The organism is Aurantiacibacter xanthus, from assembly GCF_003584015.1.
Classification (GTDB): Bacteria; Pseudomonadota; Alphaproteobacteria; order Sphingomonadales; family Sphingomonadaceae; genus Alteraurantiacibacter; species Alteraurantiacibacter xanthus.
In genome coordinates this window covers 124286-142009 of the sequence record NZ_QXFM01000066.1, presented here as the reverse complement: position 1 = coordinate 142009, position 17724 = coordinate 124286, and the positions used below count along the sequence as shown (strand labels likewise).

Genomic DNA, 17724 nt, shown 5'->3' with positions numbered 1-17724 from the left:
CAATACCGGGGTCGTCCCACCGCTGGTCTCCGGTAGCTTTCCCACAGAGGCCGGGCTAACAAGCCTGGTTTACGACCGCGGCAAAGCCCAGCCCGCTGAGCGGGGCGACGGCACCGGGGTCGAGATCAGCTACGATGCCAGCGACAACTCTTACGCGCTTCGCGTGGGAACCCAGAGCTTCAGCTTTGGCCCGGATGAAGAGGTGCCTGACGCCAGCGGCCTGCGCTTCGAGCGAGTCGTGGACGACAACGAGGACCGGTTGCTGCTTTCCGGCGTTTCTTCATACGAGGAAGATCGGTCCCCGACGCCGCACCACGTGCGCGCAGGTCTGTTCTATTCTTCCATGCTCAATTTCATCGACGACGAACGGACCTATCTGGCCTCGGCCTTCGTGTTTGGCTTTCCTAGCCAGGCAAGCGCCGTTGCCACCAGCGGGCGCGCCTCGCACTACATTCGCCTCCACGGCGTTCATTCGGGCGGCAATTGGGGCTCGGGCACCACACCTGTAGCCCCTTACGATACGCTGAGCATTCTCTCAGGCAGTGGTGCGGTGTTGATCGATTTCTCCAGCGGGCAGCTCTCGCTCGACGCGAACACCTGGTCCAGCAATACGAAAGGCTCTTCCTACTCAACCTACCTGGCCGGCTCGCTCAGCGGCACTGCAAGCATCGTTGCGGGCGAAAACCTGTTCAACGGCACCTTCAGCGCCAGCCATCAGGATGCCAACGGCCCGCTCATCTTCACCGGCCCGCTCGAGGGACAGTTCTACGGCCCCGAGGCCGATGAGATTGGTGGCGTGCTTTACGGCACCAGCGGCAGCGATTTTTATAACGTGAGCTTTGTCGGCCGAGAAAATGCCGATCTGGCGGCGACCAAGACGCTGGCGAGCTTGACCGAGCGCACCTATTTTTGGTCCACTCAACGTGGCAACTATTTTGCCGAGACGTCCGAGAGGTCGTCGTCGGAAAGCCACAGCGTCATTTGGTATAATACCTACGATCCAGCCACTGGCACCTATCTGGCCTCCACCAGCCTGTTCGCTGTTGCGTTCGAGCAGCGCAACCGCGTGCCTGCCAACGACGCCGGCGACATGCTGGCCTATCGTGCCACGGACGAGATCGCTGGAGATGGCGAGACCGAACATCTGATAAGCGTTTTCGACGGTTCGTCGGCAGGGGTTACGCTTACCTATTCGAGTTTCATGAGGGCCGATGGCACGTGGTACGATAAGGACGGCGCGGTGCTTGGCACTTCGCTCGACTGGATCGGCTTCGGCCTTGCTACTCCGCTGCACCAGATCCCGCAGACGGGCAGTGGCCGTTATGCGGGCCTGGTGTCTGGCACGCTGCGGGAGGGAAGCGACATAAAGGCGAGCTTCGGCGGCACTTCGCTGCTCGAGATCGACTTTCTTGCCCGTACGCTCAGTGCGAGCCTGGCACCCAGCGGCACCGATGCCAATGGCGCGCCGATTGCTTATGGCAATTACGACTTTAGCGGGACGCTCTCGGCTGCCGACGGTGTGTTGCGGGCAAGCGCCACAGGCCTTGATGGGCTGCTCCTGGGTAAGTTCTATGGCGATGCGGCGCAGGAATATGTCGCCACCTTCGGATTGGAAGATCCGGCGCTCGGCACGCTCGAGGGAGTGAGCTTCGGCACGCGCGCGCCGCCGCCCTGAGGCTGGGTGAGTGGGGGAGGCGACTTGCTCTTGACCTTCGGGAACATTTGCGGAACATGACCTGCATCTCCAGTTGCCCTTTCGGGGCGCTGGACTCTGTGCCAACCAGTCCCCAAGTGAGCCCCCATGTCACTCACCCACATTTCCGTCCGCGGCGCCCGCGAGCATAACCTCAAGGGCGTCGATATCGAGCTGCCGCGCGACAAGCTCATCGTCATCACCGGCCTCTCGGGCAGCGGCAAGTCGAGCCTCGCCTTCGACACCATCTATGCCGAGGGCCAGCGCCGCTATGTCGAGAGCCTCTCCGCCTATGCGCGCCAGTTCCTCGAAATGATGCAGAAGCCCGATGTCGAGCATATCGACGGGCTCTCGCCCGCGATCTCGATCGAGCAGAAGACCACGAGCCGCAACCCGCGCTCGACCGTGGCGACCGTTACCGAGATTTACGACTACATGCGGCTGCTATGGGCGCGGGTGGGGGTGCCCTATTCGCCTGCCACCGGCCTGCCGATCGAGGCGCAGACGGTCTCCAACATGGTCGACCGGGTGATGGCCCTGCCCGAGGGCACGCGCGCCTATCTGCTCGCACCGGTGGTGCGCGGCCGCAAGGGCGAATATCGCAAGGAGCTGGCCGAGTGGCAGAAGGCGGGCTTCACCCGCGTGCGCATTGACGGCGAGATGTACGCCATTGAGGACGCCCCTGCGCTCGACAAGAAGTACAAGCACGACATCGAGGTGGTGGTCGACCGGATCGCGGTGAAGCCGGGTCTGGAGACGCGGCTGGCGGACTCGTTCGAGACCGCGCTGAAGCTGGCCGATGGGCTGGCCTATGTGGATCTGGCCGATGGGACTGTGGCGGAGGCCATGGCGCAACAGCCGTTCGTGTCGAGCGCAGTCGAGACACGCGCGCGAGGCGTCTCGACTGCGCTCGACGCGAGCGGGGAAGGGGGCGCGGGTGGCAAGCTCAAGGGCGCAGGCCTGCCCCCCAACCGCATCGTGTTCAGCGAAAAGTTCGCCTGTCCGGTCTCGGGCTTCACCATCGAGGAGATTGAGCCGCGCCTGTTCTCGTTCAACGCGCCGCAGGGGGCCTGCCCCACCTGCGACGGCATCGGCGAGAAGCAGCTGTTCGACCCGCAACTGGTGGTCCCCAATGAGGAACTGAGCCTCAAGAAGGGCGCGATCGTGCCCTGGGCGAAGTCGAACCCGCCGTCGCCCTATTACATGCAGGTGCTGACCAGCCTCGCCAAGGCCTACGACTTCGACATCGAGACCCCGTGGAACCAGCTCGATCAGGACCAGCGCGACATCATCCTTTATGGCACCAGGGGCATGCCGGTCGAGCTGACCTTCAAGGACGGCCGCAAGAGCTACACGGTGCAAAAACCGTTCGAGGGCGTGATGGGCAACCTCCAGCGCCGCATGCAGCAGACCGACAGCGCCTGGATGCAGGAGGAGCTGTCCAAGTTCCAGACCGCGCAGCCGTGCGAAACCTGCGGCGGCGCCCGCCTCAACGAGAAGGCGCGCGCGGTGAAGATCGACGGCACCGATATCTCGCAGCCCACGCGCTACTCGGTTTCCGATGCCCTGCAATGGTTTACCGCACTTCCGGGCAAGCTCACCGATACGCAAAACCAGATCGCCAGGGCGATCCTCAAGGAGATCGTCGAGCGGCTGGGCTTCCTCGACAATGTCGGGCTCGACTACCTCAACCTCGACCGCACCAGCGGCACGCTCTCGGGCGGTGAGAGCCAGCGCATCCGGCTCGCCTCGCAGATCGGCTCCGGGCTTTCGGGCGTACTCTACGTGCTCGACGAACCCTCGATCGGCCTCCACCAGCGCGACAACGACCGGCTGCTCGAAACGCTCAAGCGGCTGCGCGATCTCGGCAACACGGTGATCGTGGTCGAGCACGACGAGGACGCCATCCGCGCCGCCGACTATCTGGTCGACCTCGGCCCCGGCGCGGGCGTCCACGGCGGCGAGATCGTGGCCGAGGGCACCCTGAAGCAGGTGCTGAAAAACAAGAACTCGCTCACCGCCGCCTACCTCAACGGCACACGCCAGATCGAGGTGCCGGCCAAGCGCCGCAAGGGCAACGGCAAGAAACTGACGGTCCACGGCGCGAAGGCGAACAACCTCAAGGACGTCACCGCCGCGATCCCGCTCGGCACCTTCACCTGCGTCACCGGCGTTTCGGGCAGCGGAAAATCGAGCTTCACCATCGACACCCTCTATGCCGCCGCCGCCCGCACATTGAACGGCGCGCGGGTGATCGCGGGGCCGCATGACAAGGTGACTGGCCTCGAACACTGCGACAAGGTGATCGAGATCGACCAGTCGCCCATCGGCCGCACCCCGCGCTCGAACCCGGCCACCTACACCGGCGCCTTCACCCAGATCCGCGACTGGTTTGCAGGGCTCCCCGAGGCGCAGGCGCGCGGCTACAAGCCGGGGCGGTTCAGCTTCAACGTGAAGGGCGGCCGCTGCGAGGCCTGCACCGGCGACGGCCTGATCAAGATCGAGATGCACTTCCTGCCCGACGTCTACGTCACCTGCGAGGAATGCGGCGGCAAGCGCTACAACCGCGAGACGCTGGAGGTGAAGTTCAAGGGCCACTCGATCGCCGACGTGCTCGACATGACGATCGAGGACGCGGTCGAGTTCTTCAAGGCGGTGCCCCCGATCCGCGACAAGATGGCGATGCTGGCCGAGGTGGGGCTGGGCTACATAAAAGTGGGCCAGCAGGCGACCACCTTATCCGGCGGCGAGGCGCAGCGGGTGAAGCTGGCGAAAGAGCTGTCGCGCCGCTCCACCGGGCAGACGCTCTATATCCTCGACGAGCCGACCACCGGCCTGCACTTCGAGGACGTGCGCAAACTGCTCGAGGTGCTGCACCGGCTGGTCGATCAGGGGAACTCTGTGGTGGTGATCGAGCACAACCTCGATGTGATCAAGACCGCCGACTGGCTGGTGGACCTTGGGCCGGATGGCGGTGTGCGTGGGGGTGAGGTCATCGCCGAAGGTACGCCCGAACAGGTCGCCAAGGAGCCACGGTCCTATACCGGCGCTTACCTTGCTCCAATGCTGTGACGGCAGGCGATGACAGCTTGCCCTGAGCTTGTTGAAGGGTGGCGAGGGTACACCTGAGGAGGTCGCTCGCAACGAACGTAGCTACACCGGCCGGTATTTGAAATCTATGCTTGGGGCGTGACCGGGAACGAGCCTGCCCCAGGACGCGAAAAACTTCCAAGCAGACTTTGTTTGGGCCCAAGAAGATTGCCGCTGTAGCGCTGGCTATACAGGGGATTATTTTGACGAATGTCTAGCTAAAGCGCTGTCTTCCGCCTCTTAACGTAATCGCGGATATCTTCGAAGTGATGTGACGTAGAGGGAGCTGCCTTTATAAAAGAAATAGGGGAGTTGAAGTCAATGAGGGCAATTCTTCCAATATCTTTTATAAAATCCTTCGTAAATTTTTTTAATATTTGGAAGGCAGTTTTCCCCCGCCATATTGGAAATTTATCAGAAGAAGTGTGCTGATTTGCAATATAATCTAGTAAAGCAAAGTCAACTCCTTCACTTACGAGATTTTCTCGAATCTCTGCTAGATTATTTTTTGCGCGGTCTGACGGGAAGATCACGCCATCAACGTTGCGCGCATCAATTATTGGGATCCAATTGGAAGCTCCGATTCTAGCATGTATACTTTGTTCAAGTACAATTATTGCAATCTGTTCGGCCATAAGAGCGCAAAATTGCTCCTTGGTGTTCTGCCAAGAATCAGAGAATTTTTTATATTCATTATTCGACAGCATGGGGTTTATTTTTCTGCATGCTACCAATTCCAAAATATCATCTATCAGGCAGTAGCTTTCCCAACTGTAGTATTTTGTGCGGAATATTTCATGCTCAAATTTGAATGGCATTTGCTCGGTGTCGCGATCGCAAAAGAATAAGCACTCGCCTAAGAGTCCATCCGAGGATATTTTCTTGTGAATCGAAAAAATTTCCGACTTACCGCCACAAGTGAGATAATAGATATCTAGATCATTCGGTAAAGCGTGCTGGTAGAATTCAACATCATCCTGATCTTCTACGAAGGCATAAAAATTATAGCCCTCCCTCTGTCGTCCACTGATGAACGCAAGGTAAGCTGCATGTTTTGAATTTGTGCTCTCTCTGAGCTGATCGATGAACGTCATTCGTGACCTAGCGCTATCAAGTGCTCAAGAGGATAACTTTCTATAATAAAGGGAGAGTGAGTAGCTGAAATAATAGTTAGACATCTTCTTGTTTTTAGCATATCGGAAATAAGTTTTTTCTGCCAGCTCACAGATAGGCTTAATTCTGGCTCATCTAAAAGAACGATAAGATCATCATTATTTTCGTGCAATATTAAAAATGCAAAAAATGCGACTATCTGCTTCTCTCCAGAAGAGAGTTCTTCGAATTGCAGTGGATTTTTTGTGTTGTTATCATATATGGCAACATTATTTTGCGCATCCATAGACGCAGTTTTTGTTGATCCTAAATATTCATTTAAAATTTCGACCATAGAAAGAAGTGGGCGAGACTCCCTTTCTACCTTTTCGACAAGAGTGTGGAGCTCCGAAAGATAATATAGAAGCATGTCCTCTTTCTGTCTCAGTCTTCCCCAAGGCTGCCCTTTAAGTTTTTGTACTAGTCGAGATACCTCATTTTTGATTGCATCGACCTTCATTGTTGAAGGGGCGTACCGCTGAATTTTGTCGATCAGCTGGTTGGCGTTATCGGCGCGAACGAGATAATTTCGGAAGTGTCTAGTTTTTGAGAGGTCTGCACTGACTAATGCTTCTAGGAATCCGATCGAATGTTCATTAAGTGCCACTCGTGCCTTCTGCCGAATATCTTCGGCAGTTTCGTCTATAAGAAGTGCGATATCTTGACCGCCAAATCCGATGACTTCCCCAAATTGTTTATAGCGATTCTCGATTTGAGAACTTAAATTTGATCCTGATTCGAGCTCAAATACGTCCTCCTGAGTATCAACATTAACGAGATCTTTTAAATCTTTTTCGACCCTACGATAAGTTGGAAAGTATAAAATTCTATCGCGAGTTTCGCGTTGAGTGAAGTTATTGACGATTGCAAGAAGTTCGTATTCGGATTCAATTTGTTCCATTACAGATTTAGGATATCTTTGGGCCATCCTGCTTTTTCTAATAGTTTTTTCAGCCTCTTCCCATGTTTCTGGCCAAAACCTCTTGTTTAATGATGACCTTGGGCGAGAAGTTGTTTGCAAGAGTCTGTCAATTCTCGAAAATAGAATAAAATCAGCTTTTTCAACGGTTATTCCACGCCCGTTGCCTGTAAATTCGACCCCATTGATTGGTAAGCTGGCAAGCCGATCCCATTGTCCTGTCCCGGCGAAGAAAACAGCTTTGATCACCGTCGTTTTGCCTGAGCCATTTGGGCCGACCAAGAATTTTGGCGGCCCCTGAAGTGGCAATGTGAAATCGGCTCCATCAAAGACACCGACGATGCTGATTTGATCAAACTCCATGAACTTATTGGTCGATATATCTCGTTCTCAAGTCAATCCCCTTTCCTACACACCCCAAAATATGCCTCACTGCGCGCCCGCTTTGCCCAAGGCGGTCCACGAAACGCGCAGACCACGAGGTGTCCCCATGTCGCAATACCGCTTGCCCGTTGCCCCCACCGACCATCCCGATGTCGTTGGCCATTTCCAGCGCTGGCTCGCGCATGTCGAGGCGGGGCGGATCGGGGGGAAAGTGCGCTCTGTAGCCGCGCCCACCCCCAACCCCTCCCGCGAGCGGGAGGGGAGTTTGGAAGCGCAAGTCACCCCTCCCGCTTGCGGGGAGTCGCAGACGTTGCGCAGCAACAGCGGGGTGGGCCAGCGCGACATCGGGGAGAAAGCCCGATGACCTCCATCGTCCAGCTCTCGCCGCTCCAGCTCGCGCAGCTTGACCCGCATGTCATCGCCGATCCCGACAACCCGAAAATCGCCCGCACCGCCAGCGGCCAGCAGGTCGCGCTCACCCCGCCGCGCATGGCCGACTTCCTCGAAAGCCTCATGACTATGGGCTCGGTCGCCATCGCCTGCCAGCGCGCCGGGGTCGCGCGGCAGACCGCTTATCGCGCGCGGCGTCGGTCTCCTGGGTTTGCGCGGGCGTGGGACGCGGCGCTGATCGCCGCGCGCACCGTCGCCGAGAGCGAGCTGGCCGAGCGCGCTATCAACGGGGTCGAGGAGGCGGTGTTCTATCACGGCGAGGAGGTCGCGCGGCGGCGGCATTTCGACAGCCGTCTGCTGCTCGCGCATCTGGCAAGGCTCGACCGGGCGGCCGAGCGGCTCGACCTTGCCGCCACGCTCCCGCAGCTCGACGACCAGATCGCGGCGCTGCGCCTTGCCGGGGAGGGGGCGGGCGAGGGGGATGTGGACGCGGTGCTTCCGGGTGCCGTTGCGGCGGAGGACCTGCGGCGGGTGCAGGACGAGCGTGAGCTGGTGCGCGATCCGGCGGGGTTCGCGGAACGGGAGGCGGCTGAAAAAGAAAAAGCAGTGCTTCGACAAGCTCAGCACGAACGGGGTTTTGTTCAGGGGAGGCAGGGAGCGGAAAAATCTCCTCAGGAGCCTGTCACACCTGTCACACCTTGCGAGGACTGCGGCGGCTTCTGCCTCGATGCCGAGACCGAGCCGGGGGTCACTCTGACGCAGGCGGACTGTCAGTGGCTGGGCAACCGGCTTGAGCGGATGGAGGAGGCGCGGCCCGAGGATGCGCTGCCGCCGTTCCGGCTCTGCCTCGAGGGCGATCGCACCGGCGCGCTGGAGATGGCGCAGCTCCATGCCTTCGAGGCCGGCGTGCCGCGCTGGTGGGCGCTGGCTCCCGAAGAGGCGCAGGCGGCGCTGGAGAACGCCTAGCTGTCGAGAACGGCGAGTTCGACCGTGCCGTGGCCCTGGGCGATGAGGCCGATCTCCTCGGCGGCGGCGCGCGAGAGGTCGATCAGGCGATCATGCGAGTAGGGGCCGCGGTCGTTGATGCGGACGATCACGCTGCGGCCGGTACGCGGGTAGGTGACGCGCACGCGGGTGCCGAAGGGCAGCGAGCGGTGCGCGGCGGTGAGCGCGGTCATGTCGAAGGCTTCGCCGCTGGCGGTGCGGCGGCCGTTGAAGCGACGACCGTAGTAGGAGGCGTTGCCGCTGCCGAGCGGGGTGGCCTCGGGCTCGGCGGGGGTGATGGTGGCGGCGTTGGCGGGGCCAGTCTGGTCAAGCGGTGCGGCGGGGTCGGTGTAGGGGGCGAAGGCCTCGACGAAGCGGGCCTCCTCGCTGGGGGCGAAGACAGGCCCGGTGGCAGCACGCGGAGCGACCAGCGCGGCCGCTTCGAGCTGCGTTTCGGCGTGACCTGCGCCGACCATGCCAAGCGTGGTAAGGGCGCAGATGAGAGCCAGCGTCCGGCGCGAGGTGCGCTTGGGATCTTGAGCGTTCATGGGGGGCGCCTTTACGGGGCTATGGCGCGGGTGCCCACCCCGGGTTCCTCAAGTGGTCGTCCCAGAGGATCGGTTCGTCGTGGAATGTGGTCCAAATGCGGCGAAGCGAGCGGCTGTGGACAGGGATTTGGGGTGCGAGAGAGGCCAATGCGGCGGGAATCGTGCCGAGTCCGACCGTCGGGGCGATTCGCGGATGGAAAGGCGTTGATGATCAAAGGGTTGAGTCGGGAAATGGGGCCGGCATCGCTGCCGACCCCACGCTTACCGGTGCTTTGCACGTGCAGGGGGCTTCAGGCTGGTTCCGGCGAGCGGGTACTCGCTGGAGCCATCGGCATCCTGCACCGTGCGGCCAGTTGCCGAAGCTTCGGACCTTGCGGGTGGCGGGGGCATCAGTCGCGCAGCCGGTCGCCGGCGCTGTCTGCCATTCCTCTCCCGTGCGGTTCTCCGCCTCGTGCCGCGGGGCTGACCAGATGAAGACAGAGCCAGCAGCGGGCCCCGCCCTCGGTCTCGATGAGCCGAGCGGTGCGCAAGAGGTGCTATCACCCGGCGAGTCGGTGCAAGCCATGTGGGCGCGACTTATCCACCCGCCGCCCGATCAGCGGTGGACAAGAGTGGATAAATCAACACTTTGGCGTAACGGCCGAAACCGTCACGCGCGTCATGGTCGATCAGCGATGGTCGCGCTGGGCCAGCAGGCGTAGGCGCAGGGCGTTCAATTTGATGAAGCCTGCCGCGTCCTTCTGGTCGTAGGCACCGGCATCGTCCTCGAAGGTGACGTGGGCCTCCGAATAGAGCGAGTTCGGGGACTTGCGGCCCACCACCATGGCATTGCCCTTGTAGAGCTTCAGGCGCACGGTGCCGCTCACCTTCTGCTGGCTGAGGTCGATGGCCGCCTGCAGCATCTCGCGCTCGGGGCTGAACCAGAAGCCGTTGTAGATCAGCTCGGCATACTTGGGCATCAGCTCATCCTTGAGGTGAGCAGCGCCGCGGTCGAGCGTGATCTGCTCGATCCCGCGATGGGCGCGGGCGTAGATCTCGCCGCCCGGTGTCTCATACATGCCGCGGCTCTTCATGCCGACGAAGCGGTTCTCGACCAGATCGAGCCGGCCGATGCCGTGCTTGCGGCCCAGATCGTTGAGCGCCGCCAGCAGCGTGGCCGGGCTCATCGCCTCGCCGTTCAAAGCAACGCCGTCGCCCTGCTCGAAGTCGATGGTGATGTACTCGGGGGTGTCGGGCGCGGCTTCGGGGTGGTCGGTGCGCGAGTAGACGTAGTCGGGGGTCTCTTCCCAGGGGTCTTCCAGCACCTTGCCCTCCGACGAGGTGTGCAGCAGGTTGGCATCGGTCGAGAACGGGCTCTCGCCGCGCTTGTCCTTGGGGACGGCGATCTGGTGCTGCTCGGCCCAGGCGATCAGCGCGGTGCGGCTGGTGAGATCCCACTCGCGCCAGGGAGCGATCACCTTGATATCGGGGTCAAGCGCATAGGCCGACAGCTCGAAGCGGACCTGATCGTTGCCCTTGCCGGTCGCGCCGTGGGCCACGGCGTCGGCTCCGGTGGCGTGGGCGATCTCGACCAGACGCTTCGAAATCAGCGGACGCGCGATCGAGGTGCCGAGCAGATAGTCGCCCTCGTAGCGGGCGTTGGCACGCATCATCGGGAACACGAAGTCGCGCACGAACTCTTCGCGCAGGTCTTCGATGAAGATGTGCTTGTCGGGAATGCCCATCGCACGGGCTTTCGCGCGCGCCGGTTCGATCTCCTCACCCTGGCCGAGGTCGGCGGTGAAGGTGACGACCTCCAGCCCGCGCTCCACCTCGAGCCACTTGGCGATCACCGAGGTATCGAGACCACCCGAATAGGCCAGAACGACACGCTTGATCTCGGACATTACGACAGACTCCAAAGGCTGAATTTCGCGCGCGCCTATCAGCAAGCGGCAAGCGCCGCAATGTCAGCCGTGGCCGATGGTGCGCACAAGGCGCGGAAGCTGCACTCCGAGCGCCCCCGCACGCAGCACATAGCTGGCGCTGAACGCGATCCACAGGCCGAACTGACCCTCGCTCCGCAGTGCCAGATCGAGGGCGATGTAGGAAAGCGTTGCGAGCACGGCGGCATTGCGCATGGCGCGGCCCTGCGTCGCCCCGACGAAGACCCCGTCGAGCATCCAGCTCGGCATGCCGATCAACGGCAGGATGGCGGCGAAAGGCAGGAAGCGGTGGGCGATTTCGCGCACCTGCGGGTCGGTCGTGAGGAAGTCGATTACCGGGCCGCCCGCCAGCAGGAACAGCGCGGACAGCAGCGCCCCGGCGAGCAGCGAAAGCTCGCCCGACAGCCGGATTGCACGGGTGAACTCTGCTCGCGAGCGCCCGCCCACGGCATGGCCGACCCGCGCCTCGGCGGTGAAGGCGAAGGCGTCGAGCACGCAGGCGGCAACGGTGATGAACTGCAACAGCACATGGTTGGCCGCCAGCGCCGCCGCGCCGAGCCGCGCCCCGGCATTGGCGAACCAGACGAACAGCAGCAACAGCGCAACGGTGCGGATCATGATGTCGCGGTTGACCGCGAACAGCAGCTTGAGGCGGGCCGGATCGAGCACCTGCGCGCGCGTCGCCCGGCGGACGAAGCCGATCACCGTGCCCGCACCATCGCGGCCCACCAGCACAAGGCCGGTGATCACCGCGACCAGCTCGGCCAGCGCCGTGCCCACGCCCACGCCGAAAGCGCCCCAGCCAAGCCCGATCACGAACCACAGGTCGAACGCCGTGTTGGCAGCGTTCATGACCAGTTGCAGCGCCAGCGCATCGCGCGTGCGGCCGAGGCCGAACAGCCAGCCGGTGATGGCATAGACCGTGAGTGCGGCGGGCGCGCCCATGAAGCGGCCATGCATGTAGGCGGCGGCTTCGGCGCTCACGGTCTCGCCGCCCGACATCAGCGCCAGTGCGCCGCGGCTCAGCGGCACTTGCAGCGCGAAAATGGCGACGCCCAGCGCGAGCCCGATGGCGATCCCGCGCAGCAGCAGCGCCTCGACCTCGTGGCGCTGGCCCGCGCCCTGTGCCTGCGAGGTCAGCCCGGTCATCCCCATGCGCAGGAAGCCGAAGCTCCAGAACACGAGGCCGATCAGCGTCGCCCCCAGTGCTACACCAGCCAGAGCGGCGGCATCGCCGGTGCGTCCGATCACGGCGGTGTCGACAATACCCACGAGCGGAACCGAGGCCTGGCCAATCATGATCGGCCAGGCCTGCGTGAAGATTGCCTTTCGCGTCAGGTTTGGGCGGGTGAGCGGCGGGGCAGAACTCATGGGGGCGCCCATAGCCGGTATTTCAAGCTAAAAACAACTCCACTCCCCAAATGGGGAGGGGCCGGGGGTGGGGGAACCGCGCCCGATGTGGCGCCGAGCCCCCTCCCAACCCTCCCCCACGGGGGAGGGCTTTGTGGCGGCTTACTCCGCCGCCTGCTTCAGCGCCGGATCGAGGTGCCACACCGGCGGCTCTTCCGAGTTGCGCAGGCGTTCGGCCTCTTCCTCCATGTAGTCGCGGATCATCGGCACGGCATTGCGATCCTTCACATATTGCAGCTGCCAGTTGACCAGCGTGCCATGACGGAAGCTCTGCTCCGCACCCGCGAGATAGAACAGCCACATCTTGTAGAACTGCTCGTCATACATGTCGGTGATCTCCTCGCGGTGGAGGACGGTGCGGTTGTACCATTCCTCCAGCGTGTGCGAGTAGTGGAAGCGCATCGCTTCCACGTCCATTACCTGCCAGCCGGCCTTCTCGCTCTCGCTCACCAGTTCGCTGAGCGCGGGGATATAGCCGCCCGGGAAGATGTACTTGCGGGTCCAGGCGTCGGTGAAGCCGGGAGGGCCAGCGCGGCCGCAGCAGTGCGAGAACATCACGCCGTCGTCGGCCAGCAGCCGGTGGGTGTGCTCCATGAACTGCGGATAGTGCGGGGTGCCGACATGTTCGAGCAGGCCGACCGAGGAAATGCGGTCGAACGTGCCCTCGACATCGCGGTAGTCCATCAGCTTGAACTTGACCTTGTCCTCGACGCCTGCGGCCTTCGCGCGCTCCTTGCAGAAGGCGATCTGGTCGGGCGCAAGCGCCACGCCGAGCACCTCGCAGCCATAATGCTTGTTGAGGTACAGCGCGAGACCGCCCCAGCCACAGCCAATGTCGAGCACGCGCATCGGGCGATCCATCTCGCGCGCCTTCTGCATATACATCTTGCCCGCGATCAGCGCCTTCTTGTCGAGCTGCGCCTTTTCGAGACTGACGTCGGTACGGCGGTGATAGCCCATCGTATACTGCCGGTCCTCGTCGAGGAACAGCTCGTAGAGGCGGCGGGTGAGGTTGTAGGTGTGCTCGGCGTTCTTGCGCGCCTTGCTCTTGAGGTTGATCGAATCGACCTTGGCCGCGGTCTTCTGAATCAGGCGCTTCATCGGGCCTTGCGGCTGCAACGCGCGGTCGCCGTGGACCTTGGCCTGACCCGTCACATAGAGGATCATGTCGCGGATATCGTAAGGCTCTTCCACGTGGAGCCAGCCCCACATGAACGCCTCGCCCGCGCCGACCTGCGGATAGCGCGCGATATGGCCTGAGGCCTTCTTGTCGGTCAGCCGGATGCGGATCGGCTGGTCATAGGTGCCGCCCTGTCCATCGGGCACGGGGCCACCGGGACCATATTCGTAAGCCTTGCCGTCGTAGTCGGTGATCACGAGCTTGCCCGCCCGGATCAGTTTCGTAAGCATTTTATCGAGCAGCCACATGGGCATGCGTCCCTTTCGTTCAGTCCCGTTGCCCGGCTGTGTGCGGGGCGATGGTCGGCAAGTCAATCAAACGGTGGGAATGTACCGGGGGTGAGCAGGGCCGATCCGGTCTCGGGTTGTCAGATCCCGGCATACCATTGGTAGCCCGCGCGGTCCTCCCAATAGCCGCCCTTGCCGCCCGCAATCGGGGTGAGGCTGTCGACCAGTTCGATGCCGGTGAGGTACTTGGCGTGCTTGTAGCCGAGCTGCCGCTCGATCCGCATCCGCAAGGGCGCGCCGTTGAGCACGGGCAGCGGCTGCCCGTTCAACGCGTGAGCGATGATGGTCTGGGGGTGATAGGCATCGTCGAGATCGACGCTCTCGTAATATGCGGAACCACCGAGCGTATCGGCGCAGCGGAACACGGCGAAACGCGCGCTGTCCTGCACGCCCGCCGCTTCGAGCACATGCGATAGCTGCGGCCCGGTCCACTGGCCGATCGCGCTCCAGCCCTCGACGCAGTCGTGGCGAGTGATCTGGGTGCGCTGGGGCAGGGCGCGGATGTCTGCCAGCGAGAGGCTGAGTTCGTTGTCGACCAGCCCGGTGACGGAGAGCCGCCAGTTGGCAAAGCCCTCGGCCTCGGCCTTGCGATAGGCCTCGGTGTTGACGTCAAGGCTGCCGTTGCCGCGGAAGAACGGCGAGATTTCGCTCGGCGAGAACTCGGGCGCCATGGTGATCCGCCCGAAGCCGAGCGCCCGGTGCAGTCCGCGATGCCAGCTCTGCGCGCCGTCGACGATGTTGCGGAACACCGAGGTCTCGCTCACCTCGTTGCAGGCCGAGACGAAGGCGGCCAGCGCGCCGACGAGAACGTTGCGCCGCTTCATTTTGCCCTCCCTCCGGTGATCATGTCGCGCAATTGCCTGATCGGGCCCGAGACCAGCACCAGCAGCACATGGACGATCAGGAACGCGACCAGCGCAAAGGCGCAGATGAAGTGGATCGAGCGCGCGCTCTGCCGGCCGCCGAAGATCTCGCTGAGCCAGGGCCAGGCCGCTTCCTGACCGGGGCTCATCGCCATGCCGGTGAACACCATCAGCGGCAGCAGCACGAACACCACCCCGGAATAGGAGATCTTCTGGAGGATGTTGTACTTGCCCTCGACCGGCTCGAAATTGAACCTGAGGTGCGCCTTGATGTCGAGCCACACGTTCGCGGGCGACCATTCGCGCGCCCGGGCGAACAGGTCGCGCCGCATATGGCCGTTGATCAGCGCGGCGAGCATGAAGGCGAGCAGCGAAAAGCCGAACACCAGCGCGAAAACGATGTGATAGTCGCGTGCGATGGCGAGGCTGTAGCGGGTGGGGATGGTGGCCCAGCCGGGGAACGAGGGCGCGACGAACCAGGCCTGCGCGGTCTCGAAGCCCCAGTCCCCCCAATAGAGGCGGCGGTGGGCGTTGGAGATCGTCAGCCCGCTCATGAACAGGATCACGACGCTGATCGCGTTGACCCAGTGCCAGATGCGGGTCGACAGCGCGTGCCGCTTGGGCAGCTTGGTTTTGCCCAGTCTGGTTCTGGCTATTCTGGTCATGCCGAAAGGCTCTCCTCGCGGGCAAGGTAGATCACATCGCGGTTTTGACAAAGTAGGTGCTGGCCCGAATCGACGAACAGCTCCTGTCCGCTGGCGAGGGGGCCCTCCGCCATGAATAGTGCCGCTTCGGCCACTTCGCTGGCATCGGTGCGCCGCCTGAGCAGGTTGAGCCGGTGCGAGCGCTCGGCCTCGCTGTCGGTCTGATCGTGGCTGGCGAGGATCGCGCCGGGGGCGAGCCGATAGATCCGGTCACCCGGCGCGGCAGCCTGCGCCAGCATCCGCGCCGCCGCATCGACCGCCGCCTTGCTCATGGTGTAGCTGAAGAAATCGGGGTTGATATTGGCGAGCTTCTGGTCGGTCACCTGAATGACCCGGCGCCCCCCGTCGGCCCGCGCATGGGCGAAGAAGGCGCTCGCCAGTTGCACCTGCGCGCGCGCGTTCACCGCCATGGCGCGGGCAAACACATCCGGGTCGAGCGCGTCATGGCTGTCGTACTCGAACAGGCTCGCGCAGTTGACCAGTGCTCGCCAGTCGTCGAGTTCGCTGGCCAGCGTGCGCGCCATGCTCGCGCAGGCCTGTTCGTCGGCGAGATCGCATTGCAGGGTGCGGGCGCTCGGCAGGCTGGCGGCGAGTGCCTGCGCCTCGTCGCGCGAACGGCGGTAGTGCACGACTACGTGCCAGCCCGCCGCGCCGAAACGCCGGGCGATAGCCGCGCCGATGCGGCGCGCGCCGCCGGTGACCAGAACGCTGCGCATTATCGGGCGACCCGGCGCGGGAGGGGAAGGTTGCGGTGCAGCATCGGGGCAAGTTTGCACGCTCGCGCTCGCCTTGCAAAGGCCAGCTTCGCAAAAGAGTCTTGCACCTTCGCGCAACAGAGGCTTTCTATTCGGGATAAAGTCAATTTGGGGTGGCCTTGTGGAGGTCGCCGCGAGGGGAGGAAGTTGTAATAATGATCCGGATCGTAACCGTGGCGAGCGCGTTGGCGCTGGCCTTTGGCGCTTGCCAGACAGTCGCTCAGGATGCGCCGACGGCGACGTCGAAGCCTGCTCCCACGCCTGCCCCGGCGCCCTTCATGGGCACGACTCTGGGCGATGGGCCGTGGGACTTCAACAGCGCCACGGGTCCGATCCATGTCGAGGTGCTGACGCGCGGGCTGGTCAACCCGTGGGGCATGGCCTTCCTGCCGGGCGGCGGCATGCTGGTGACCGAGCGACCGGGGCGGTTGCGCATCGTGGCGGGGGACGGCACGCTCGACCCCGAGCCGATCGGCGGCCTGCCCGATATATACGCCGCCGGCATCGCCGGGCTGAACGACGTGGTGCTCGATCCCGATTTCGCGCGCAATCACCGGATATATCTGGCCTATTCCAAGCCCAACCCCTCGGGCGCGGACGAGCAGGCGCTGGCCGTGGCGCGTGCGGTGTGGGACGGCGGGCACGCCTTGCGCGAGGTCGAGGACATCTTCCTCGCCGCGCCCTGGTACGGCGCGCAGACCCAGCCCGAACGATGCTGCGGGCAAGGCCCGGCCTTCGGCAGCTTCGGCGGGCGCCTGCTGTTCGACGGCGAGGGGCACCTGTTCGTGACCAGCGGCGACCGCAACTATGGCGAGATGGTCGCCGCGCAGGACAACCACTTCGGCAAGATCCTGCGCCTCAATGCCGATGGCTCGGCGCCCGCCGACAATCCATGGGTCGGGCGCGAGGGCGCGCGGCCCGAGGTGTGGTCGACCGGCCATCGCAACCCGCTCGGGCTCACCGTCAATCCCTTCACCGGCGACCTGTGGGAAACCGAATTCGGCCCGCGCGGCGGCGATGAACTGAACCGGATCATGCGCGGCGGCGACTATGGCTGGATGAGCGTTACCCAAGGGTTTCACTACAATGGCGAGCCTGCCGAGGCGGTGAGCAAGGTGCCGGGCAAGATCGACCCGGTGCTGGCCTGGGGCCCGCCCAGCCTCAACCCCGGCAACATCGCTTTCTATGCAGGCGAGACCTTCCCCGGCTGGCAGGGCGACCTGCTGCTGGCCACCTTCACCGAGGGCCTGTTGCGCTACGACACCGATACGCAGGGGATGCCGTTGAACCAGCCAGAAATCCTGCTCAAGGATCTGGGCCAGCGCTGGCGCGACGTGCGCGTGGGGCCGGACGGCGCGCTTTATCTGCTGACCGACATGACCGATGGGGCGATTATCAAGGTGACGCCTGCCGAAGGCTAAGCGCGCGGCGCCAGCCGGG

General features: G+C 62.9%; 13 protein-coding genes. 4 read left to right on the top strand and 9 right to left on the bottom strand.

What is annotated here, in order from left to right:
* The coding region (locus D2V17_RS21270; protein WP_220474082.1) for a transferrin-binding protein-like solute binding protein at nucleotides 1–1675 on the top strand (1675 nt) is incomplete at its 5' end.
* A gap of 126 nt (nucleotides 1676–1801) precedes the next feature.
* A complete protein-coding gene (uvrA, locus tag D2V17_RS07315) occupies nucleotides 1802–4765 on the top strand; it encodes an excinuclease ABC subunit UvrA (protein ID WP_119592422.1) in 2964 nt (987 codons plus the stop codon).
* Between the two features lie 236 nt (nucleotides 4766–5001).
* Here uvrA and D2V17_RS07310 read toward each other — a convergent pair whose 3' ends face one another.
* Nucleotides 5002–5877, bottom strand: coding sequence for a DUF4435 domain-containing protein (locus D2V17_RS07310; protein WP_119592421.1), 876 nt, complete (start codon nucleotides 5875–5877; stop codon nucleotides 5002–5004).
* Nucleotides 5874–7217 (bottom strand): AAA family ATPase, encoded by a 1344-nt coding sequence (locus tag D2V17_RS07305; protein ID WP_119592420.1) that lies wholly within the window; start codon nucleotides 7215–7217, stop codon nucleotides 5874–5876. The genes D2V17_RS07310 and D2V17_RS07305 overlap by 4 nt, the downstream gene beginning before the upstream one ends.
* Before the next feature lie 381 nt (nucleotides 7218–7598).
* Between D2V17_RS07305 and D2V17_RS07295 the strand changes: the two genes are divergently transcribed.
* A complete protein-coding gene (locus D2V17_RS07295; protein WP_119592418.1) occupies nucleotides 7599–8594 on the top strand; it encodes a hypothetical protein in 996 nt (331 codons plus the stop codon).
* On the opposite strand, the gene D2V17_RS07290 is transcribed toward D2V17_RS07295, so the two are convergent.
* The 7 genes from D2V17_RS07290 to D2V17_RS07260 all read right to left on the bottom strand — a co-directional run bounded on the left by D2V17_RS07290 (nucleotide 8591) and on the right by D2V17_RS07260 (nucleotide 16245).
* Nucleotides 8591–9160: a septal ring lytic transglycosylase RlpA family protein gene (locus D2V17_RS07290; RefSeq protein ID WP_245978591.1), complete on the bottom strand. Its 570-nt coding sequence runs from the start codon at nucleotides 9158–9160 to the stop codon at nucleotides 8591–8593. The genes D2V17_RS07295 and D2V17_RS07290 overlap by 4 nt on opposite strands.
* A 668-nt stretch (nucleotides 9161–9828) precedes the next feature.
* Entirely contained in the window at nucleotides 9829–11046 is a 1218-nt protein-coding gene (locus D2V17_RS07285; RefSeq protein WP_119592417.1) for an argininosuccinate synthase, read from the bottom strand.
* Between the two features lie 63 nt (nucleotides 11047–11109).
* Nucleotides 11110–12456 carry an MATE family efflux transporter gene (locus D2V17_RS07280; protein ID WP_245978589.1) on the bottom strand — a complete coding sequence of 449 codons (1347 nt, stop codon included), beginning with the start codon at nucleotides 12454–12456 and terminating at the stop codon, nucleotides 11110–11112.
* Between the two features lie 141 nt (nucleotides 12457–12597).
* Complete coding sequence (locus tag D2V17_RS07275; protein WP_245978588.1) at nucleotides 12598–13905, bottom strand: SAM-dependent methyltransferase; 1308 nt, start codon at nucleotides 13903–13905, stop codon at nucleotides 12598–12600.
* Between the two features lie 137 nt (nucleotides 13906–14042).
* Complete coding sequence (locus tag D2V17_RS07270; RefSeq protein ID WP_119592416.1) at nucleotides 14043–14786, bottom strand: molybdopterin-dependent oxidoreductase; 744 nt, start codon at nucleotides 14784–14786, stop codon at nucleotides 14043–14045.
* Nucleotides 14783–15490 carry a cytochrome b/b6 domain-containing protein gene (locus D2V17_RS07265; protein WP_119592415.1) on the bottom strand — a complete coding sequence of 236 codons (708 nt, stop codon included), beginning with the start codon at nucleotides 15488–15490 and terminating at the stop codon, nucleotides 14783–14785. The genes D2V17_RS07270 and D2V17_RS07265 overlap by 4 nt, the downstream gene beginning before the upstream one ends.
* Entirely contained in the window at nucleotides 15487–16245 is a 759-nt protein-coding gene (locus D2V17_RS07260) for an SDR family oxidoreductase (protein WP_119592414.1), read from the bottom strand. The genes D2V17_RS07265 and D2V17_RS07260 overlap by 4 nt, the downstream gene beginning before the upstream one ends.
* 194 nt (nucleotides 16246–16439) lie before the next feature.
* Between D2V17_RS07260 and D2V17_RS07255 the strand changes: the two genes are divergently transcribed.
* Nucleotides 16440–17705 carry a PQQ-dependent sugar dehydrogenase gene (locus D2V17_RS07255; protein WP_119592413.1) on the top strand — a complete coding sequence of 422 codons (1266 nt, stop codon included), beginning with the start codon at nucleotides 16440–16442 and terminating at the stop codon, nucleotides 17703–17705.
* Nucleotides 17706–17724: the final 19 nt, after the last annotated feature.

Bases quoted from the DNA above. Each gene is read 5' to 3' on its own strand.
- uvrA (WP_119592422.1), top strand. From the start codon at position 1,802: ATGTCACTCACCCACATTTCCGTCCGCGGCGCCCGCGAGCATAACCTC.
- D2V17_RS07310 (WP_119592421.1), bottom strand. From the start codon at position 5,877: ATGACGTTCATCGATCAGCTCAGAGAGAGCACAAATTCAAAACATGCA.
- D2V17_RS07305 (WP_119592420.1), bottom strand. From the start codon at position 7,217: ATGGAGTTTGATCAAATCAGCATCGTCGGTGTCTTTGATGGAGCCGAT.
- D2V17_RS07295 (WP_119592418.1), top strand. From the start codon at position 7,599: ATGACCTCCATCGTCCAGCTCTCGCCGCTCCAGCTCGCGCAGCTTGAC.
- D2V17_RS07290 (WP_245978591.1), bottom strand. From the start codon at position 9,160: ATGAACGCTCAAGATCCCAAGCGCACCTCGCGCCGGACGCTGGCTCTC.
- D2V17_RS07285 (WP_119592417.1), bottom strand. From the start codon at position 11,046: ATGTCCGAGATCAAGCGTGTCGTTCTGGCCTATTCGGGTGGTCTCGAT.
- D2V17_RS07280 (WP_245978589.1), bottom strand. From the start codon at position 12,456: ATGAGTTCTGCCCCGCCGCTCACCCGCCCAAACCTGACGCGAAAGGCA.
- D2V17_RS07275 (WP_245978588.1), bottom strand. From the start codon at position 13,905: ATGCTTACGAAACTGATCCGGGCGGGCAAGCTCGTGATCACCGACTAC.
- D2V17_RS07270 (WP_119592416.1), bottom strand. From the start codon at position 14,786: ATGAAGCGGCGCAACGTTCTCGTCGGCGCGCTGGCCGCCTTCGTCTCG.
- D2V17_RS07265 (WP_119592415.1), bottom strand. From the start codon at position 15,490: ATGACCAGAATAGCCAGAACCAGACTGGGCAAAACCAAGCTGCCCAAG.
- D2V17_RS07260 (WP_119592414.1), bottom strand. From the start codon at position 16,245: ATGCGCAGCGTTCTGGTCACCGGCGGCGCGCGCCGCATCGGCGCGGCT.
- D2V17_RS07255 (WP_119592413.1), top strand. From the start codon at position 16,440: ATGATCCGGATCGTAACCGTGGCGAGCGCGTTGGCGCTGGCCTTTGGC.